Consider the following 17484-nt stretch of genomic DNA (forward strand, 5'->3'; position numbering starts at 1 on the left):
TATTTTTATTGACATTTGCCGCCGGTATGCATAAAATGGATTATCGACATTTCGAATGAGGGTAAAATGAAACAGAAAGCGTGGGCCAAGTGCACAGCGATGGTCCTGACACTGACGATTATGGCCGCCCTGGGCTGCGGCAAAAAAAAGGCCGCTGTCTCCCAGGGCATAACCCCCAATGTCCTGAACTTTTATATCCTGCATCAGGAGATAGGAGCCATCAGGGGCAAGGTCGGAGCTTCGACCCCCGAGCAGAAGGCCCAATACCTTCCCAGTTATAACGAGCTTATCGGCCGCAGCCAGAAGATGATCCAGGACAACCAAACCTCCCAGGAATTGAAAAAATATCCGGCCATAGATGCGGCCATGGATTCCTGCCTTAATGCCGGGGTGGCATTCCTCATCCTGGAGGCCAAGGCGGTTGAGACCATCAGCAGGCTGGCTGATGTAAAACAGCAGTTGTCCGATCTCAGGCAATCAACCAGGAACAACAGCCTGCTGGCCAAGAAACAAAAGCCCAAGATGGACGCCCTGGCCAAACAGCAGGCCAGCCTGCAGAAACAGCTTGACGGCCATAAGCCGGGCTTAAGCCGAAACAGCCAGACCTGCCGGGCCTTATTGAAAAGCTACAACAACCTGGTTTTGCAGGGAAAGATACTGGAATACACCAACGATGTAAAATTGTTTGCCTTGTTCTCCTGGGAAAAGCCGGCCCCGGTCAAAACGGTAAAGAAAAAGCGGAAATGAGCCGGTTGATAAGGGCCGCCACGGTCTCGCTCCTGATATTCGCTGCTTTGGGCTGCGGAGACCGCAGGGCCGTAAGCAAAGGCCGGGAGTTCCTGGAGATGGGCGATCTCTCCCGAGCCCTGGCTCAATTCGAACAGGCCGTGTCCCACAATCCCCGTAACGCCCTCGCCCACTATCTGCTGGCCAGAACCTACTGCCTGTGCGACTCGGCGGCACTGGCCATAAAGGAATATTCCCTGCTGGCGCAGCTGGACCGGGAGATGGCTGACGACACCTTGCTGCGCCAGAGGATATCACTGTACCTGGGGCTGGAGCCCTACCCTTCGCTCAGGCTGACCGGGGCCAAAGGCAATGACGCCTTTCCCTGCATCTCGGGGGATGGGAAAAGGATCGCCTTTTCCTCCAAACGGGACGGCAATGCCGAACTTTACATCATGTCCGGCGACGGCGGGGACCAGCAGAGGCTCACCAGCCACCCGGCGGTGGATTACGGGCCGTCGTTCTCGCCCGATGGCAGCAAACTGCTGTTCGTCTCCGACCGCGAGGGCAACGATGAGGTATATCTCTACGACCTGTCCGCCAAAAAGGAAACCAGGCTGACCTACAGCAAAAGCGATGACTGGCTGCCATGCTTTTCGCCCGACGGCCAGGAGGTCTTCTGGGTCTCCGACCGCTCGGGCAGATATGCCGTGTGGAGGATGTCCCTGGGGGCCGGCAACCCCGAAAAAGAAAACTCACCCCAGGTTCTTTTTGAGGATCAGACCGGAGAGGTGGCCTATTTCGGGCTCTGCTCCGGCCGCCTGGTGGTGCAGAGAGAGAGCCAGAACCAAAGCTTCCTGCTGTCGGTTGATATCAGCGACGGCCGGACGGCCGAGATCGATATTCCGTCATTTCGTTCGGGGATACCGACCATAGTTCTGCCGGATGGCAGATCCATAGCCTATGTCTCTGCCTGTGACGGCAACGACGAGATCTATCTCTACCAGCCGGATCAGAAGCGTTCCCTCAGGCTGACCAACAATGCTTCGGAGGATTTCGTCTTCGGCTTCACCCCCGATGGCAAAAAGATGCTGTACGATTCGGACCGGGGCGGCGACCGCGATGTCTACCTGATGCAGCTGGACAGGCTGATCGCCCGGGATCAATTGCTGAGCAGGATCACCAAACTTTAATACAAAAAACACAATGGCGAGGGCATCATGAAGCTCAAGTGCAACGTTTGCGGCTACATCTACGATCCGGAGGCCGGCGACCCCGACGGAGACGTCAGGCCGGGAACATATTTTGACAATCTTCCGCTGGACTGGGTCTGCCCGGACTGTGGCGCGTCGCAGGATATTTTCGAGATCATCGACGACGATTTTGAGGAGGAAGGCGGGGAGGAGGATGAGTAGTCCTCTTCCCGTTTCTTTTTCGGAAGCAAGGGGCAAGCAGCCACAATATCATCCGGCCAGTCAGCGATGCCTTCGGCCGGGGGATGGGGCTGGCGATGAAAATCTGTCTGAAATACCAGGAGATATAAATTTTGTCGGTTATATAGTTAATACAACTGGGAGGGACGAATGAAGGTCACTTTTTACGGGGTGCGGGGCTCTATCCCGGCGCCGGGCGCCGACACCTACCGCTACGGCGGCAACACCACCTGCGCCGAGGTGATCACCTCCAGCGGCTACCGGATGATCATCGACTGCGGCACCGGGATCCGGAAGCTGGGGCTAAAACTGCTCAAGGAAAAGGATCCGGCCGCCATCCCCATCTTCATCACCCACGCCCATTGGGACCATGTCCAGGGGCTGCCGTTCTTCCTTCCCATTTATATGCCCCGTTTCAAACTGATGTTCGTCAGCGCCAACGACAGCTTCGACCGGCTGTATCAGACCCTCTACAATCAGATGGACGGATACGTGTTTCCGGCCGACCTGCAGGAGGTGCAATCCCAGGTCAAGTTCGAGATAATAGACTCCAAGGGCTTCGATTTCGGCGGGGTGCATTTCGACACCATCCTGAACAACCATCCGGTGCCCACCCACGGCCTGCGGATAAAGGACGGGGAGAAGACCTTCGTCTTCATCACCGACAACGAATTGCGGGCGGAGAAGCCGGCCACCCCTTACCAGGATTTTGCGGCCTTCTGCCGGGGGGCGGACATTCTGGTGCACGACGCCCAGTACACCGAGGAGGACATGAAGAAGACCCGGGGCTGGGGGCATTCCACCTTCGGCGAAGCCGTAAAACTGGCCGAGGAGGCCGGGGTCAAGCGGCTGGGGTTCTTCCACCACGATCCGGAGCGGACCGACGATCAGCTGGATGAGATCATAAAACAGATGCAGGGGACCACCCAGGTCAAATTGTTCGGGACCCGGGAGGGTGAGGTGCTGGAACTTTAGACCTAACCCCCGCCCCTTCCCCAAGGGGGAAGGGGTCCAGTATAAAAAAAAGAAAATCAAATGGTATAAAATATGGTCGATCTGACCATCAAAATAGCCGGGGCGGCCGGGCAGGGGATGCAGACCATCTCCACCATCCTGGCCAGATCACTCACCCGGCAGGGCTATTACGTCTACTGCTACCAGGATCTGATGTCCCGGATCCGGGGCGGGCATAATTACGCCACCATCCGCATCTCCGACCACCCGGTGGGCGGACTGTCCGAGGAGAGCAACATCCTGATAGCCCTGAATGCGGAATCCGTCAAACTTCACTCCGGGGAGATGATCCCCAACGGGGTCATTGTATACGACGACAAATTGCAACCCTTCGACAAAGCTCAGGGCAAGAATGAAGATCTTGAAATTCAAAATGATGAATTGAATCTATTTCCGGTGCCGATGGAAAAACTGGCGGTGGAGGCCGGACAGAACAAGATTCTGGTCAATTCGGTGGCCTGCGGGGTGTGCTTCAACCTGATGGAATACGATTTCGATGTCCTGGCCGATACCTTGGGGGATATATTTGCCGCCAAGGGCGACGCCATGGTGGAGGCCAACATCCGGGCGGCCCGGGCGGGCTACGAATATGCCCGGAAAAATTTCCCGGAAGGAACCTGCCCCTATTGTCAGTTAAAACTTGAAAGGGAAAAGTCGAAAGCCCGGTTGCTGATGAACGGCAGCCAAGCCGCCGGACTGGGGGCCATCCTGTCCGGGCTTAAATTCATGTCGGCCTATCCCATGTCTCCATCCACCGGAATCATGGAATATATCGCTTCCCAGCAGGTGGAATTGGGGATCATCATGGAACAGGCCGAGGACGAAATCGCGGCCATCAATATGGCGCTGGGGGCCTCTTTCGCCGGGGTGCGCAGCATGACCGCCACCTCGGGCGGCGGCTTCGCCCTGATGACCGAGGGGCTGTCGCTGGCCGGGATGACCGAGACCCCGCTGGTCATCTTCTTGGCCCAGCGGCCCGGCCCGGCCACCGGGCTTCCCACCCGCACCGAGCAGGGCGACCTGATGTTCGCCCTGTACGGCGGGCACGGCGAATTCCCCCGGGCCATCCTGGCTCCCGGCGATGCCGAGGAGACCGTACATTGCATGAACCGGGCCTTCAACCTGGCGGACCGCTACCAGATCCCGGTGATAATCCTGGGCGACCAGAACCTGAACGATTCTTTCTGGACGGTGGATGCTATCGATCCCGGGCGCTTCTCCATAGACCGTGGGAAGCTACTCGATAAATGGGATGAAACCCAGGAGGAATACAAGAGGTATCACCTGACACCCGACGGCATCTCGCCCCGGCTGATCCCCGGCAGCCCCGGAGCGGTGGGCTACTGGGACAGCGACGAACACACCGAGGAGGGGCACATCGCCGAGAGCGCCTCGGTCAGGCGGCAGATGACGGCCAAGAGGATGAAGAAAATCCAGTCCCTGCAGGCGGAAGCCCTGGCCCCCGTAATGTGCGGCACCGGCGACCAGGTGCTGCTGATCGGTTTCGGCACCACCAAGTGGCCGGTCATGAAGGCCGTGGAGGCTTTGGCCAGAAAGGGCGAAAAGATATCCGGCCTGCATATAAAACAGCCGTACCCTCTGTCATCGGAGATCAGAACGATATCGGAAGGTTTTTCCAAGATAATCGTGGTGGAGCAGAACGCCACCGGGCAGCTGGAAAAACTGCTGTTGACAGAATCGGGCATCAAAGCCTCCGGGTCCATCAGAAAATTCGACGGCCGGCCGATCACGGCCAAATATATAGTTGATAGTTACGAAACCGTAAGACAAACTCTATAAGGAAGCCAGGAATGCAGGAAAATCGAATACATGGGGAAATTGGTTTTGGATGTGGAAAGGGACCAAGCAAAATAATTCCTGTCTTCATGGTTTCATTATAAGGGATTCTATAAGGAAGCCAGGAATACAGGAGAATCGGATACGCGGTTTTAGGGAGTTGGAATGTGAAAAAAGTCTCGCTTATCCCTAATAATTCCTGCCTTCATGGTTTCATTATAAGGGATTCTATAAGGAAGCCAGGAATACAGGAAAATGGATGCACGGGTAAAGTGGTTTTCGCTTTGAAAAGGGTGATCTCAAAATAATTCCTGCCTTCATGGTTTCATTATAAGGGATTCTATAAGGAAGCCAGGAATACAGGAAAATGGATACACGGGTAAATTGGTTTTCGATTTGAAATGGGTGATATCAAAGTAATTCCTGCCTTCAGGGATTCCTAACAAAAGGGATATATGAGGGACGTTAATATATACAAAAGCGGAGACGGGCGGCCCATAACGGCAAAATATATTGCGGATAGTTATAAATCGTTATGAAAAAAATACTGGCCATATCGATATTCCTGCTGTCAGTCTTGCCGGGTGGGGAGTGTCTGGCCCAGGATTCCCTCAACCTGAGGACCGTGGGGGTCTGGCCCTACGGGCTTACCAATGCCGTAAATAAATACATCAGCGGCGGTCATGATTACATCCTGATGGGCAGCGGCCGGCGCATCAGTTTGCTGAACGTGGACGACCCCGCCCATCCCTGCATCACCGGCGAGACCGGCGTTGCCGACGATATCAACAAGATATGGGCCGATGGCAATTACGCCTATACGGCCCACGGCCACTCCGGGGTCAGCATCATTGACCTTACCGATCCCCACCACATCCGGGGATCCTATAAAACAGAGGGGCCGGCCAAGGACATCGAGGTCAGATGGCCCTATGCCTACGTGGCGGTGGACAGCCAAGGCCTGACGGTGCTGAACATATCCGATCCGGCCGATCCCTTTCTGGTTTCGAGATTGAATTTTTCCGGGGAGACCATCGGCATCGGGCTGGGCGGGAATTACGCCTTTCTGGCCTCGGGCGGCAACGGGGTCAGGGTGCTGAATATCGGCAATCCGAATGTCCCAACGCTTATCGCCAGCTGCAACAGCCTGGGTTATGTTTACGATGTCTCCGTTTCCGGCAGCTATGCCTACGTGGCGGCCGGAGATTCCGGCCTGAGGGTCATGGATATCTCCAATATCTCCGCCCCGGTGCCGTCATCGAAGTTCAAATTCCAGAACAAGGCCAGAGCGGCGGTGAGGTCCGGGGACAATGTCTTTGTGGCCGGGGATTTTGCCGGGCTGAGGATCATCAATGCGGCCACTCCCGGTAAGATCGGGGAGGTGGGATATTTTAAAACCGCCTATAATGTGGTGGACCTGTGTATGATAGGCGACCATGCCTTCCTGGCCGACAGAGCCGGCGGACTGCGGGTTATAGACGTCTCACAGATAAAGAATCCGGTCCTGGCCGGCCAGTTCGACACCCCGGGATATGCCAAGAACCTGCTGATAAAAAACGGCTATGCCTACATCAGCGACGGAGATTCCGGCCTGTGCATCGCTGACATCAGCGATCCGGTGGCGCCGGTTGCCGTGGGGCGGTATCATTCGCCAGGCTTTGTCTCGGCGGCCGATATCCCCGGCAGACATGCCTACCTGGCGGCCGGCGGTGCCGGGCTGAGAATTGTTGATATCCTGGACCCGGCCAATCCGGTGGAGACAGGTTTCTGGGACAGCCCCGGCCAGGCCAACGATGTGTTGCTCCAGACCATGGATGATGAAAGGAGGTATGCCCTCCTGGCCGACGGGGATTCCGGCATATCCCTGGTATATGTACATGATCCTTACAATCCGGTGGATACCGCCAGGCTCGATTCGGTCGGCCATGCCTGCGGCTTGACAACCGTTAGTATCTTGGGTGGCAGCAGTATCCTTGGGGCGATGGGAACCCATGATTTCACCGGTATAGATATCTGGCAGATCTATCCCGACAGCTTGGATTCAAGCAAGGTAACCTATGCCCTAAATGCCGGCAGCGGTCCGGCTGCCGATTACAACTACTCAGTCAGCTTCAATGATAACAAGCTCTGCATATCCAATGGCAATCAGGGGCTCAGTATTAGAAATCTCATCATTGAAAACCTCAATGGTGTGTGGATATACTGGTTTTCCCCCGGGGGAACTTATTATACCTCAACCAAGACCAAGGATGCGGCGATTTCCGGCAACTACGCCTATGTCACCGACAAATATTCGGGTCTGCAGGTGGCCGACTTTACTGACCAGGGAAATCGGGGAGGGATCGGGTTTTATGCCGTGCCCGATTCCATGGAAACGGCGCTTCTCTACGGCAATTATGCCTATCTGCTGTGCGGCCAGGCCGGCATCAGGATCGTGGACGTCACCCAAAAATCCATCATCACCGAAGCCGGGGCCTACGACATCCCCCTGGCTGTCTACGGTCTGCAGGCGAGGGACAGCCTGGCCTACGCGGCGGACGTGAATTCGGGGATAAGGGTGCTGGATATATCCGATGCGGCCCATCCCCGGGAGATAGGCTACTGCCGGACAGCGGGCACCCCTTTCGGGCTGGACATCGCGGACAGCATCATCGGGGTGGCCGACGGGGAGTTCGGGCTGGCATTGATAAACGCCAAAGACCCGGTCAGTCCGGTGGTGGTCGGCAGCTGGAACAGCCCCGGGTTTGCCTACAAGGTAAAGATGGACGGAAATTCCGCATACCTGGCCGACGAGTCCGCCGGATTGCGGATAATAGATATCAGCGACAAAGCGATGCCGGTTGAAACAGGCTTCTATAACACTTTGGGCAATGCCTACGGGCTGGATATCAAAGGCGGCCACGCTTACGTCGCAGACGGGTCCAATGGATTGCAGGTGATCGACATTACGAATAAAGCCGATCCTACGCTGACCGCCAGCTTGAGCCTGCCGGGGACGGCCTACGATGTGGCCATCTCGGGGAATTATGCCTACCTGGCTGCCGGATATTACGGCCTGAGGATCGTCAATATCGCCGATCCCAACCATCCCGCCGAGACCGGATATTGCAACACCGCCGGCTATGCCCGGGGACTGGCAGTCAACGGCAGCACGGCCTATGTGGCCGACGGCCACAACGGACTGGCATCGATTGACGTGTCTGATCCCACCGCCCCCCGGCAGACCGGGCGGTATTACAGCGGGAGCAGTGTCTGGGCGGCGGCCGTTTCCGGAGAGAACATACTTCTTTCGGACGGCAACTATATATTAAGGGTCTTGGAGACCTGGCAATCACCGCTGCCACCGGAAAAAAGATACGAATCTCTGGTATCCCAGAATTATCCCAATCCTTTTAAGGCCGGGACTCGTATCAATTATTCCGTTTCGATTTTCGGCCGGGTCTCAATTTCGATCTACAACGCATACGGACAGAAAGTGATCGAGCTGGTGAACCAGGAGAAAAACGGCGGGCAGTATTCGGCTTATTGGGATGGCCGGGACCAGCAGGGCCGTCCCGTCCCCTGCGGCGTTTATTTCTACCGGGTCAGCACTCCCGATCTTACCCGGACCAAGAAGATGATGATAATCAGGTGATATATGCTTGACCCCGAAATCTATAACAGCCAAGATGAGATAGCCTGGTGCCCCGGCTGTTTCAACCACTCCATCCTGAAGGCTCTCAAGCAGGCCCTATCCGACCTGGAAATACCGCCCCATCGGGCGGTCTTCAGCTCCGGGATCGGCCAGGCGGCCAAGCTGCCGCATTATATCAAATGCAACCTTTTCAACGGGCTGCACGGCCGGGCCCTGCCGGTGGCCACCGGGATCAAGCTGGCCAATCACCATCTCCAGGTCATTGCCGAGGGTGGCGACGGAGACGGCTATGCCGAGGGGGGCAATCATTTCATCCACGCCATGCGGCGGAACATCGGCCTTACCTATCTGGTGCACAACAATCAGGTCTACGGGCTGACCAAGGGCCAGACCTCGCCCACTTCCGAGTCTGGCTTCATCAGCATCACCACCCCGCTGGGCAATTTCAGTTTCCCGGAACAGCCCCTGACCATGGCCATTGCCGCCGAATGCTCCTTGGTGGCCCGTGGTTTTGCCGGGGATTCCGATCATCTGGCCGGGCTGATAGTAGAGGGGCTCAGGAACCCGGGCTTTTCGTTCATCGACATCCTCCAGCCCTGCATCACCTTTAACAAGGTCAATACTTTCAAGTGGTACCAGGAAAGGGTTTATAAACTGCCGCCGGAGTACGACCCCTACGACAAGACAGCGGCCTTTGCCATGGCCCAGGAGTGGGGGGACAAAATACCGACCGGCATCATCTACAGAAACAACCGGGTCCCCTTGGAAAAACAGCTGCCCCAGATTTCCCGGACATCCCTACTGAATCTGGAGATCGAGCAGGAAAAAAGAATTTCACTGATAAATGATTTTAAATGACCGGAGGGAGTAATTTGGAAAGAGTATCTTTTGTAAAACACAAAAACAGGGACATCCTGGTGGTGGATATCTCCGGCATCAGAAATGTGGAAGAGAGCATTGCCACCCTGCAGAACGCCACCCGGCTGGTGAAGACCCAGGCACCGGGATCGCTTCTGATGCTGACCAACGTCAGCGGCACCCATTACGACAAGGCCGGGGCCGATGCCATCAAAACCTATTCCCGGGAGAACACTCCTTTCGTCAAGGCCAGTGCGGTGGTGGGAGTGTCCGGCATCAAGCGTTTGGTGCTGAACACCATAGTCAAGATCACCGGGCGGAGGATCATGCCCTTCGACGACGCGGAGGCGGCCAAGGATTGGCTGGCCGGGCAGCAGTAATAATCAACCAGGAGGCGATAGATGGATAGGGTGAAATATCTTAACCATAAAGGCCGGGAGATCCTGGTACAGGACCTGACCGACTCCAAGAACATCGATGAGAACATTGCCGTCTTCGACCGGACCCAGGGCATCATCGCCGGCCGCCCGGAGAAATCGGTGTTGCTGCTGACCGTCCTGGTAAACACCCATTATTCGCCCCAGGCGGTGGACCGACTGAAGAGATTCTCGGTGGAGGTGACCCCCCATATCAAGGCCAGCGCGGCGGTGGGGATCACCGGCATCAAGAAGGTGGTCTACCAGACGCTGTCAGCGCTTATCGGGCGCAAGATCCACCTTTTTGACAGCATTGACCGGGCCCTGGATTGGCTGGCGGAACAGGAATAATAAACCATAAGGCGAGGAATATCCATGGCAAGCCAGTTTAAAAATATCGACCCCGAGCAGATCGGCGATAATGCTTTCAAGCTCATCAACAAGGATTGGATGCTGATAACTGCCGGCAAAGCGGGTTCCTTCAATACCATGACCGCCAGCTGGGGCGGACTGGGGATACTGTGGCACAAGCCGGTGGCTTTCTGCTTTGTCCGCCCCAACCGCCATACCTACGGGTTCATGGAGCGGGAGCAGTATTACAGCCTTTCGGTTTACCCGGAGAAATACCGGAAGGTGCTGGAGCTCTGTGGCACCAAGTCCGGACGGAACATCGACAAGGTCAAGGAGACCGGGCTGACCCCGCTTTCGGGGGTAACCGGGGCGGTATATTATGAACAGGCCCGTCTGGTGCTGGAATGCCGCAAGATATATTATCACGATATCGATCCCCAGAAATTTCTGGACCCCGAGATCCACAAGAACTACCCCATCAAGGATTATCACCGGATGTATGTGGGAGAGGTGCTTAACTGTCTGGTAAAATAAAATGACCATAAAAATAAATTTAAGGAGGCAAAAAATGAAAAAACTTATTTTGATTTCGTTAAGCCTTTTATCGGCTTCGTTCTGCTGGGCCCAAAGCAAACCGCACGGGATACTGAACCTGAACACGGTAAACGTCAAGGTAGACGGGCAGGTGGGGCCGGAGGAATACCCCACCAATTTCGTGGATTCCCAGACCGGCATCGGCGTCAGCTGGGTGAGCGACGGCAGGCTGCTGTATGTCGCCCTGCAGAGCCCGGCCCGGGGATGGGTGGCCATCGCTTTCGGCAACAGCAAGATCAGGGGGACCTCCATGGTCATCGGATACCACAAACCAGGCGGCGGAAGGGTGGACGAACATGTAGGCAGCTGGGTCTCCACCCACAAGCCCATAGACAAGCCCTCCCTGGTGAACTTTGCCACCGGATCCAATCCCACGGGCACCGTCATAGAATTCGCCATGCCCCTGACCCTTTCCAACGGGCAGGTGATCGTGCCGGGCCAGCCCATGTCTTACGTTCTGGCCCACCACGCCAAAAAGACCTCCTTCAAGGGCCGCCCGTCCAAGAAGAGCGCCGGCACCCTGCTGCTGGGAAAACCGGAGAGGGCCGACGAGATGCCGGTGCAGACCAGCCCGTCGGCCGATACCATCAAAAAATCCGATGAAAAATAATCTCCCAGGGAGGATCGAAATGAAGACAGTGTTACCGATATTCTGTCTGCTGCTGCCGATAGCGGCCTGGGGCGGAGAGACCATATGCCTGCCTCAATATGATCGATGCGCCAGCACGGTGGACGGCAAGATAGATAAGGACGAGTACCGGCATTCTTTTACCGATCCCGTTACCGGCATCATGGTTTTCTGGCAGGCCGACAGCTTCAACCTCCAGGCGGCCCTGAAAAGTCCGGGATCGGGCTGGCTGGCCATCGGACTGGGGTCGGGCAAGATGAACGGGGCCGACATGATAATAGGCTTTAAGGATGGCGCCGGGCAGTGGGTGGCGGAGGAGCATCTGGGAAAGGCTTTCTTTCGCCATGCCCCGGTTGAAAAGCCCAAATTGGCGGCCGGAAAAGCGGCAGCGGCGGAGGGCCGGACAATATTGGAATTTATCCTCCCCCTGAAGCTTTCCAACGGCAAGGAGATCAAGCCGGGACAAAACTTCCCGTTCCTGCTGGCCTATCATAAGGACAAAGTAAAAATTTCCAAGCATACCAAGAAGTCGGCAAATATGCTGATGCTGGCCAGGGAAGCCGAGAAAACCGGCAAGTGAGGAGTTGTTATGGCCAACAAAGTCAAAGGGGCCAACCGGGTCCACCAGATCATGCTGTATGCCCTGTCCACCTGCGTTTGGTGCCGGAAGACGAAAAAACTGCTGGACACCCTTGATGTCGAATATGAATACATCTTCGTCGACCTGCTGGATGGGGTGGAAGAGGAGCGGGCGATGGACCAGTTGGAGCGGTACAACCCCGGCCGGACCTTCCCCACCATGGTGATAGATGGCAAACGGGTTATAGTGGGCTTCAAGGAGCCGGAGATCAGGAAGGCATTGTCATGAGGAAGATAAAAGAGATCGAGGCCGAGGTCCGGGAGCTGGCCGATAAAGAGGGATATCTGCTGAATTCCGACCGGGAGATCCTTGAGGGTATCATCGAGGGTCTGGCTATCAACGAGGAAAAACTGGGTTACTGGTCTTGCCCCTGCCGTAAGGCTTCGGGAGACAGAATGCAGGATCTGGACATAATCTGCCCCTGCCAGTACCGCGACCCGGACCTGGCGGAATACGGGCGCTGCTATTGCGCGCTGTATGTCACTCAGGGATATGTCGACCAGGGCTCATCCCCTGAACCGATCCCGGAAAGAAGGGAAAAGGAAATCAAGTCCGGATCCAAGGATTCGGAGGCTCATAATGAGATCCCCGAAGATCAAGGGGAAAATAAAATAAAGACCTGGCGATGCCAGGTCTGCGGGTATCTCTGCGCCAGGCCGGAGGTCCCCCCGGTCTGTCCCATCTGCCGGGCCAAGAAGGAGAGGTTTGAGGAATATCGGATTTAGCAAAAGAACGATCTTTCGGCTGGCTTTTGCTTTTGCCGGACTGGTGATATTTGCCGGGTGCCAGCATAATCCAGTGTATCCCGATATCGGCTCGGTATACATCTACAGCGACCCCGATAAGGCCGAGGTGCTGATGGACGGACAAATGCTGCGCCTGATCACGCCGGTAAAGATAGACGGGATACCGGTGGGGCTGCATACCTTTACTCTGAGGCATAACAATTACAAGGTAATGAACTTTACCATGGAGGTAAAACCGGGTCAGACCAGGACGGTCTACAAAAAACTTTCTACTATCTCCCTGCAAAGGAAGGACACATTATCCATATCGGCCGGCGATATGGACCTAACCAGCGAGGGAGTGATATTTTTAACCAATCTCTGGAGCGGCAATATCACCATTGCCCGGATAGCCGACAACGGTCAAATTTCTACGATCGACCAGATTGATGTGGGGGCTCCCCAGCGGCTGATCGCCGCAAACGAATCTGCCAACCGGGTATTTGTCACCAGGCAGAAACCCGACGGCGAGGAGGACCTGGTGGGGCTGGAGATACTGTCCCATAAAATAATCCGTTCAATATACCTTAACAACATTAAACATTACTCCGCTCTGGCCATTTCCCCGGACGGGAATATACTGGCAGCCGCCGACAGTTTAAATAAAAGACTGGTTTTGATAGACAGCCGGCTTTGCACCGTGATAAAAACCATAAGCACCACCGGCTTCCCGACGGATCTGTCTTTTGACAGAAATAATTCTTTGCAGATTTATGTCACTCAAAGCGGGATAAACCGATTTGATCTGGTGAACCTGGAGACCGGAGAGGTGGCAAACAGTGTTGCTACCGGCAATTCCCCCGGAGGGATCTTCTGGAATAATCACTGTACCCAGGTGGGTTTCTGCAACCGTACGGACATTACCTATACGGTCGTCAACATCGGCAATTGGACCACCGCCACTTCCGGTCAGGATGTTGTCGGAAAGATTATTGTCGGGGCCTGCTGGAGCAGCAGCGATGTATACGTACTGTGGGCCATGGATCATAATGTGGGGATAATGTATATTCCCAACTGGCAGCAGACATCAAAGATCTACAATTATGTGCCGGTGGGGGGTGGTCAACTGGTTGAAATATCATTGACCGGCGATCAAAGATACCTGCTGATGCTGAATGATGCACAGCTGGTCACGGTGGAATTGGGCCTGTGAGCCATACCCGGATCATCACATACTAAGCAGATGCATCACCGGGTTTAAAACGCTGGAATATTAGGCTGTTTTGTGATATATTCTACAAAGTTAAGCATAGGATATGATAATTTTTGTCGGCCGTCCCCGTTACTTAAAACCAAAATATCAGAAAAAATGACCCTACAGATAAAAGTTTATAAAAGCAACCTCCGGACCCAATGGGAGGAATTCGTGGCGACTGCCAATAACGGCACGGTATTTCACCGGCAGCAGTTTTTGGATTATCATCCCCAGGGCCGGTTTGACAACCATCACCTGATGCTGTACGACGGTGCGCGGCTGGCTGCCGTGATGCCGGCCCTGATAAAGGACGAGCAGGGCAGCAAAACGGTGATATCCTACGGCGGGGCCTCCTATGGCGGCCTGGTGGTCGCCGCAGGATCGGGAATCGCCGAGATAAACCGGATGGCCGAAGCGGCCACCGAATATTGGTCCCGCCAGGGGGCCAAGCGGATATTGATCACCCAGCCTCCGCTGATCTATATGCAGCAACCCAATCAATACATCGATTTCAGCCTGTCTAAATTGGGCTATTCTTATCTGAAGAGGGAGATAACCGCCGTCATCCTCCTGGAATTCCCCGGGGAGGAGGCCATCGCAAGTAGCTTCAAACCGGAGACCAGGACCGCCCTCAGAAAATCATACAGATCAGGCGTCACGGTCAGGGTCAGAGAAGATATCGATGAGTTCTATCATATATTGGAGAAGAACCTGAGTGCCCGGCATAACGTCAAACCCACCCATACTCTGGCAGAGTTGAAGAGGTTGAAAAAACTGCTGCCGAAGAACATGCTTCAATTTACCTCCTACCTGGGGAAGACCCCGGTGGCCGGAATGACGGTCTTCATCTGCAATCCCAGGGTCCTTTTGGCCTTCTACATCAGCCACGACCAGGATTACCAGGAGCATCGCCCGGTGAACTCGGTCTATCACCAGGTGATAAAATGGGGCTGGGAGAGCGGGTTCAAATACCTGGACCTGGGCACCTTCACCCTGAACATGCAGCCCAACTGGGGCCTGGGACGGTTCAAGGAGGGTTTCGGGGCCCGGGGGTATTTGCGGGAAACATTTGAATTAAGATTTTAAAGATCCAGCATGCGGATACTTCATATCGCGCCATACAACACCGCCGGGGTTCCCATAACCTTCGTCAAGGCCGAAAAAGAGCTGGGACACTACAGCCGCCTGCTTACCCTGCACCACGACGGCCGGGGATACCAAGAGGATATCTGCCTGAAGCTGCCCCTTTGGCAGCCGGAAATTGTTGCCAAATTGAAAAAAATATGTTATCCTAAACCCAGGCTTTTGCAGGATACCGGCCTGGCCCAGCCCCGCCAGATCCCGCCAGTCTGGAAGCCGGCCAATCAATTGGCCGGCCTTCTATTAAATGTCCGGGACCGGATGACCCGGCCGTTGATAAAGGGATATATAAAAAAATACCGGCTGGATTCGTTCGATGCCTACCAGCTGGACGGCGGCCACGGGTTTTTAAAGAACGATGATTTCATTTCCAAATGGCATCAGGACGGCAAAAAAGTGATCTGTTGTTATCTGGGCAGCGATCTCCGGCGAAGAGGCGTCATGCCGGGCATGGATAAGATATCCGATCTGACCCTGACCCTGGAGTGGGACCATTTGAAACTATATCCCGGCATCAAGCACCTATATTTTCCGTTTGATATTTCCGGCTTCAAGGTCGCAGATTCATCGCTCGGGAAAAAGGTCAGGATCGGTCATTCCCCCACCAACCGGGCGGCCAAGGGCTCGGACCGGATCATTGACGCCGTGAATAAATTGTCGCAAAGATATCCGGTGGAGCTGGTGCTGATCGAGAACCGGCCGCATCTCCGGGCCCTGGAGCTGAAGGCCACCTGCGATATCGGTATAGACCAGCTGGGCGATCTGGGGTACGGCATCAGCGCCCTGGAGTGGTTGGCCATGGGGATCCCGGCGGCCAGCAGCATCGCTTCAGAGATGGAGGCGGCCGGAATCAGCCATCCCATTGTTTCGATAAACGAACAGAATATCGAGCAAAAACTGGAGCCGCTGATCAATAGCCGGGAGCAGCGTATAAAACTGGGCCGGGCGGGCCGCCAATGGCTGGAACAGAATCACGATGCGCAAAAGATAGTCAAACAGATCCACCAATCAGCAGGTTTGAATTGAAAAAAACAGCAGTTATCCTCTGGTTATTATTGGTCAATGCTTGCCTCTACGGGCAAACCAACATCACTCTGATAGACGCCAAAGGCGGCACCACGGTGGTCGGTGCTCTATCATTCGATCATGAAGAATATCTGTCCCTGGCTGACCTGATGGGCCCCTGGTCCGGTCAGGCTGCCTGGTCGGATATCGAGGGCCGGGTCGAGGTTAAACTGCCGGGCCATACCTTAAGGCTTTCGGCGGAGAACACCTTCTTTTTGATGGACGGCAAATCTTACAATCTCTACCACCCGGTAAGGCTGTATGACTCCGGGCTGTGGGTGCCCCTGGAGATGTTCACCCGCTTTCTGATCCCCATCTGGGGCAAGGGGGTGGGCTGGGATCCCCAGGGCCGCAAATTAAGTCTGGGAATGCTGGATCCCCGCGAGGTCAGCATCCCGCAGGCCAGGCCGCGGCTGCCCCAGAAGGCCAGGGTGATCGAGAAAGTGGTGATCGATGCCGGACACGGCGGAAAGGACCCGGGGGCGGTGGGCCCCAGCCGCCTGCTGGAGAAGGATGTCAACCTGGATATCGCCTTCCGGCTGAAGACCATCCTGGAGGACAAGTACGGGGTCAAGGTGGTGATGACCCGGGATGAAGATGTCTTCATCCCTTTGGGCGACCGCACCGCCATTGCCAACCGGGAGGCGGCCGACATCTTCATCAGCATCCACTGCAATGCCGCTCCCAAGAAGAAACGCAACCGGAGCACCACCCGGGGGGTGGAGACCTATTTCCTGTCGCTGGCCAAGACCGACGACGCCCGGGCCACCGCCGCCATGGAAAACTCCGCCATCCAGTTCGAACAGCCGGACAAGAAGAACGCCAATTTCGACGACATTCAGCTGATACTGTGGGACGTGATGCAGAACGAATTCCTGAAAGAATCCAGCGACCTGGCGGAGTGGATCCAGGAGGCGCTGTCGGCCGGACTGGCGGTCCCCAACCGGGGGGTCAACCAGGCCGGATTCTATGTGCTCAACGGAGCCTATATGCCGTCGGTGCTGGTGGAGACATCCTTCATCTCGCATCCCGAGGAGGAGAGGCTGCTGAAGAAGACCACTTTCAGGCAGAGCGTGGCCGAAGGGATCGCCCAGGGCCTGAGAGAATTCGCCAAACGGTATAAATGCAAGTTCGGCAGGATAGAGCCGCGAGAGCAATAGGTTTTCCCGCGAAAAAACGCGAAATTTTGATAATATTATATGTTGGGC

General features: G+C 55.5%; 18 protein-coding genes. All 18 read left to right on the forward strand.

Annotated features, from left to right (window positions below; genetic code table 11):
* The first annotated feature begins 66 nt into the window (after positions 1-66).
* A complete protein-coding gene (locus A2273_10075; protein OGF08966.1) occupies positions 67-747 on the forward strand; it encodes a hypothetical protein in 681 nt (226 codons plus the stop codon).
* Entirely contained in the window at positions 744-1919 is a 1176-nt protein-coding gene (locus tag A2273_10080) for a hypothetical protein (protein OGF08967.1), read from the forward strand. The genes A2273_10075 and A2273_10080 overlap by 4 nt, the downstream gene beginning before the upstream one ends.
* Before the next feature lie 27 nt (positions 1920-1946).
* The gene (locus tag A2273_10085) at positions 1947-2141 is read left to right on the forward strand and encodes a rubredoxin (GenBank protein ID OGF08968.1); all 195 of its coding nucleotides are present in this window, start codon (positions 1947-1949) and stop codon (positions 2139-2141) included.
* Between the two features lie 168 nt (positions 2142-2309).
* The gene (locus A2273_10090; GenBank protein ID OGF08969.1) at positions 2310-3134 is read left to right on the forward strand and encodes a hypothetical protein; all 825 of its coding nucleotides are present in this window, start codon (positions 2310-2312) and stop codon (positions 3132-3134) included.
* Positions 3135-3206: 72 nt separating this feature from the next.
* Positions 3207-4973 (forward strand): hypothetical protein, encoded by a 1767-nt coding sequence (locus A2273_10095; GenBank protein OGF08970.1) that lies wholly within the window; start codon positions 3207-3209, stop codon positions 4971-4973.
* A 532-nt stretch (positions 4974-5505) separates the two neighbouring features.
* On the forward strand, positions 5506-8604 hold the full coding sequence (locus A2273_10100) for a hypothetical protein (GenBank protein ID OGF08971.1): 3099 nt from the start codon (positions 5506-5508) through the stop codon (positions 8602-8604).
* Positions 8605-8607: 3 nt separating this feature from the next.
* Positions 8608-9462 (forward strand): 2-oxoacid ferredoxin oxidoreductase, encoded by an 855-nt coding sequence (locus A2273_10105; GenBank protein OGF08972.1) that lies wholly within the window; start codon positions 8608-8610, stop codon positions 9460-9462.
* On the forward strand, positions 9459-9842 hold the full coding sequence (locus A2273_10110; protein OGF08973.1) for a hypothetical protein: 384 nt from the start codon (positions 9459-9461) through the stop codon (positions 9840-9842). The genes A2273_10105 and A2273_10110 overlap by 4 nt, the downstream gene beginning before the upstream one ends.
* A 21-nt stretch (positions 9843-9863) precedes the next feature.
* The gene (locus A2273_10115; GenBank protein OGF08974.1) at positions 9864-10229 is read left to right on the forward strand and encodes a hypothetical protein; all 366 of its coding nucleotides are present in this window, start codon (positions 9864-9866) and stop codon (positions 10227-10229) included.
* 24 nt (positions 10230-10253) lie between these two features.
* Positions 10254-10763, forward strand: coding sequence for a flavin reductase (locus A2273_10120; protein OGF08975.1), 510 nt, complete (start codon positions 10254-10256; stop codon positions 10761-10763).
* A gap of 1 nt (position 10764) precedes the next feature.
* On the forward strand, positions 10765-11433 hold the full coding sequence (locus A2273_10125) for a hypothetical protein (GenBank protein OGF08976.1): 669 nt from the start codon (positions 10765-10767) through the stop codon (positions 11431-11433).
* A 19-nt stretch (positions 11434-11452) separates the two neighbouring features.
* On the forward strand, positions 11453-12031 hold the full coding sequence (locus A2273_10130) for a hypothetical protein (protein ID OGF08977.1): 579 nt from the start codon (positions 11453-11455) through the stop codon (positions 12029-12031).
* Positions 12032-12040: 9 nt separating this feature from the next.
* Entirely contained in the window at positions 12041-12319 is a 279-nt protein-coding gene (locus A2273_10135; GenBank protein ID OGF08978.1) for an NrdH-redoxin, read from the forward strand.
* Positions 12316-12816, forward strand: a complete 501-nt coding sequence (locus tag A2273_10140) for a hypothetical protein (GenBank protein OGF08979.1) — start codon at positions 12316-12318, stop codon at positions 12814-12816. The genes A2273_10135 and A2273_10140 overlap by 4 nt, the downstream gene beginning before the upstream one ends.
* Complete coding sequence (locus A2273_10145) at positions 12797-14029, forward strand: hypothetical protein (GenBank protein OGF08980.1); 1233 nt, start codon at positions 12797-12799, stop codon at positions 14027-14029. The genes A2273_10140 and A2273_10145 overlap by 20 nt, the downstream gene beginning before the upstream one ends.
* A 156-nt stretch (positions 14030-14185) precedes the next feature.
* Complete coding sequence (locus tag A2273_10150) at positions 14186-15157, forward strand: hypothetical protein (protein ID OGF08981.1); 972 nt, start codon at positions 14186-14188, stop codon at positions 15155-15157.
* A gap of 9 nt (positions 15158-15166) precedes the next feature.
* Positions 15167-16237 (forward strand): hypothetical protein, encoded by a 1071-nt coding sequence (locus A2273_10155; protein OGF08982.1) that lies wholly within the window; start codon positions 15167-15169, stop codon positions 16235-16237.
* A gap of 29 nt (positions 16238-16266) precedes the next feature.
* Positions 16267-17436, forward strand: coding sequence for a hypothetical protein (locus A2273_10160; GenBank protein ID OGF08983.1), 1170 nt, complete (start codon positions 16267-16269; stop codon positions 17434-17436).
* Positions 17437-17484: the final 48 nt, after the last annotated feature.

It is taken from the genome of Candidatus Edwardsbacteria bacterium RifOxyA12_full_54_48 (genome assembly GCA_001777915.1).
Taxonomy (GTDB): Bacteria; Edwardsbacteria; AC1; order AC1; family EtOH8; genus UBA2226.

Excerpts from the sequence above, each read along its gene's own strand:
- A2273_10155 (OGF08982.1), top strand. The coding sequence starts at position 15,167 with ATGCGGATACTTCATATCGCGCCATACAACACCGCCGGGGTTCCCATA.
- A2273_10095 (OGF08970.1), top strand. The coding sequence starts at position 3,207 with ATGGTCGATCTGACCATCAAAATAGCCGGGGCGGCCGGGCAGGGGATG.
- A2273_10090 (OGF08969.1), top strand. The coding sequence starts at position 2,310 with ATGAAGGTCACTTTTTACGGGGTGCGGGGCTCTATCCCGGCGCCGGGC.
- A2273_10100 (OGF08971.1), top strand. The coding sequence starts at position 5,506 with ATGAAAAAAATACTGGCCATATCGATATTCCTGCTGTCAGTCTTGCCG.
- A2273_10075 (OGF08966.1), top strand. The coding sequence starts at position 67 with ATGAAACAGAAAGCGTGGGCCAAGTGCACAGCGATGGTCCTGACACTG.
- A2273_10080 (OGF08967.1), top strand. The coding sequence starts at position 744 with ATGAGCCGGTTGATAAGGGCCGCCACGGTCTCGCTCCTGATATTCGCT.
- A2273_10105 (OGF08972.1), top strand. The coding sequence starts at position 8,608 with ATGCTTGACCCCGAAATCTATAACAGCCAAGATGAGATAGCCTGGTGC.
- A2273_10150 (OGF08981.1), top strand. The coding sequence starts at position 14,186 with ATGACCCTACAGATAAAAGTTTATAAAAGCAACCTCCGGACCCAATGG.
- A2273_10135 (OGF08978.1), top strand. The coding sequence starts at position 12,041 with ATGGCCAACAAAGTCAAAGGGGCCAACCGGGTCCACCAGATCATGCTG.
- A2273_10125 (OGF08976.1), top strand. The coding sequence starts at position 10,765 with ATGACCATAAAAATAAATTTAAGGAGGCAAAAAATGAAAAAACTTATT.
- A2273_10120 (OGF08975.1), top strand. The coding sequence starts at position 10,254 with ATGGCAAGCCAGTTTAAAAATATCGACCCCGAGCAGATCGGCGATAAT.
- A2273_10085 (OGF08968.1), top strand. The coding sequence starts at position 1,947 with ATGAAGCTCAAGTGCAACGTTTGCGGCTACATCTACGATCCGGAGGCC.
- A2273_10115 (OGF08974.1), top strand. The coding sequence starts at position 9,864 with ATGGATAGGGTGAAATATCTTAACCATAAAGGCCGGGAGATCCTGGTA.
- A2273_10110 (OGF08973.1), top strand. The coding sequence starts at position 9,459 with ATGACCGGAGGGAGTAATTTGGAAAGAGTATCTTTTGTAAAACACAAA.
- A2273_10140 (OGF08979.1), top strand. The coding sequence starts at position 12,316 with ATGAGGAAGATAAAAGAGATCGAGGCCGAGGTCCGGGAGCTGGCCGAT.
- A2273_10130 (OGF08977.1), top strand. The coding sequence starts at position 11,453 with ATGAAGACAGTGTTACCGATATTCTGTCTGCTGCTGCCGATAGCGGCC.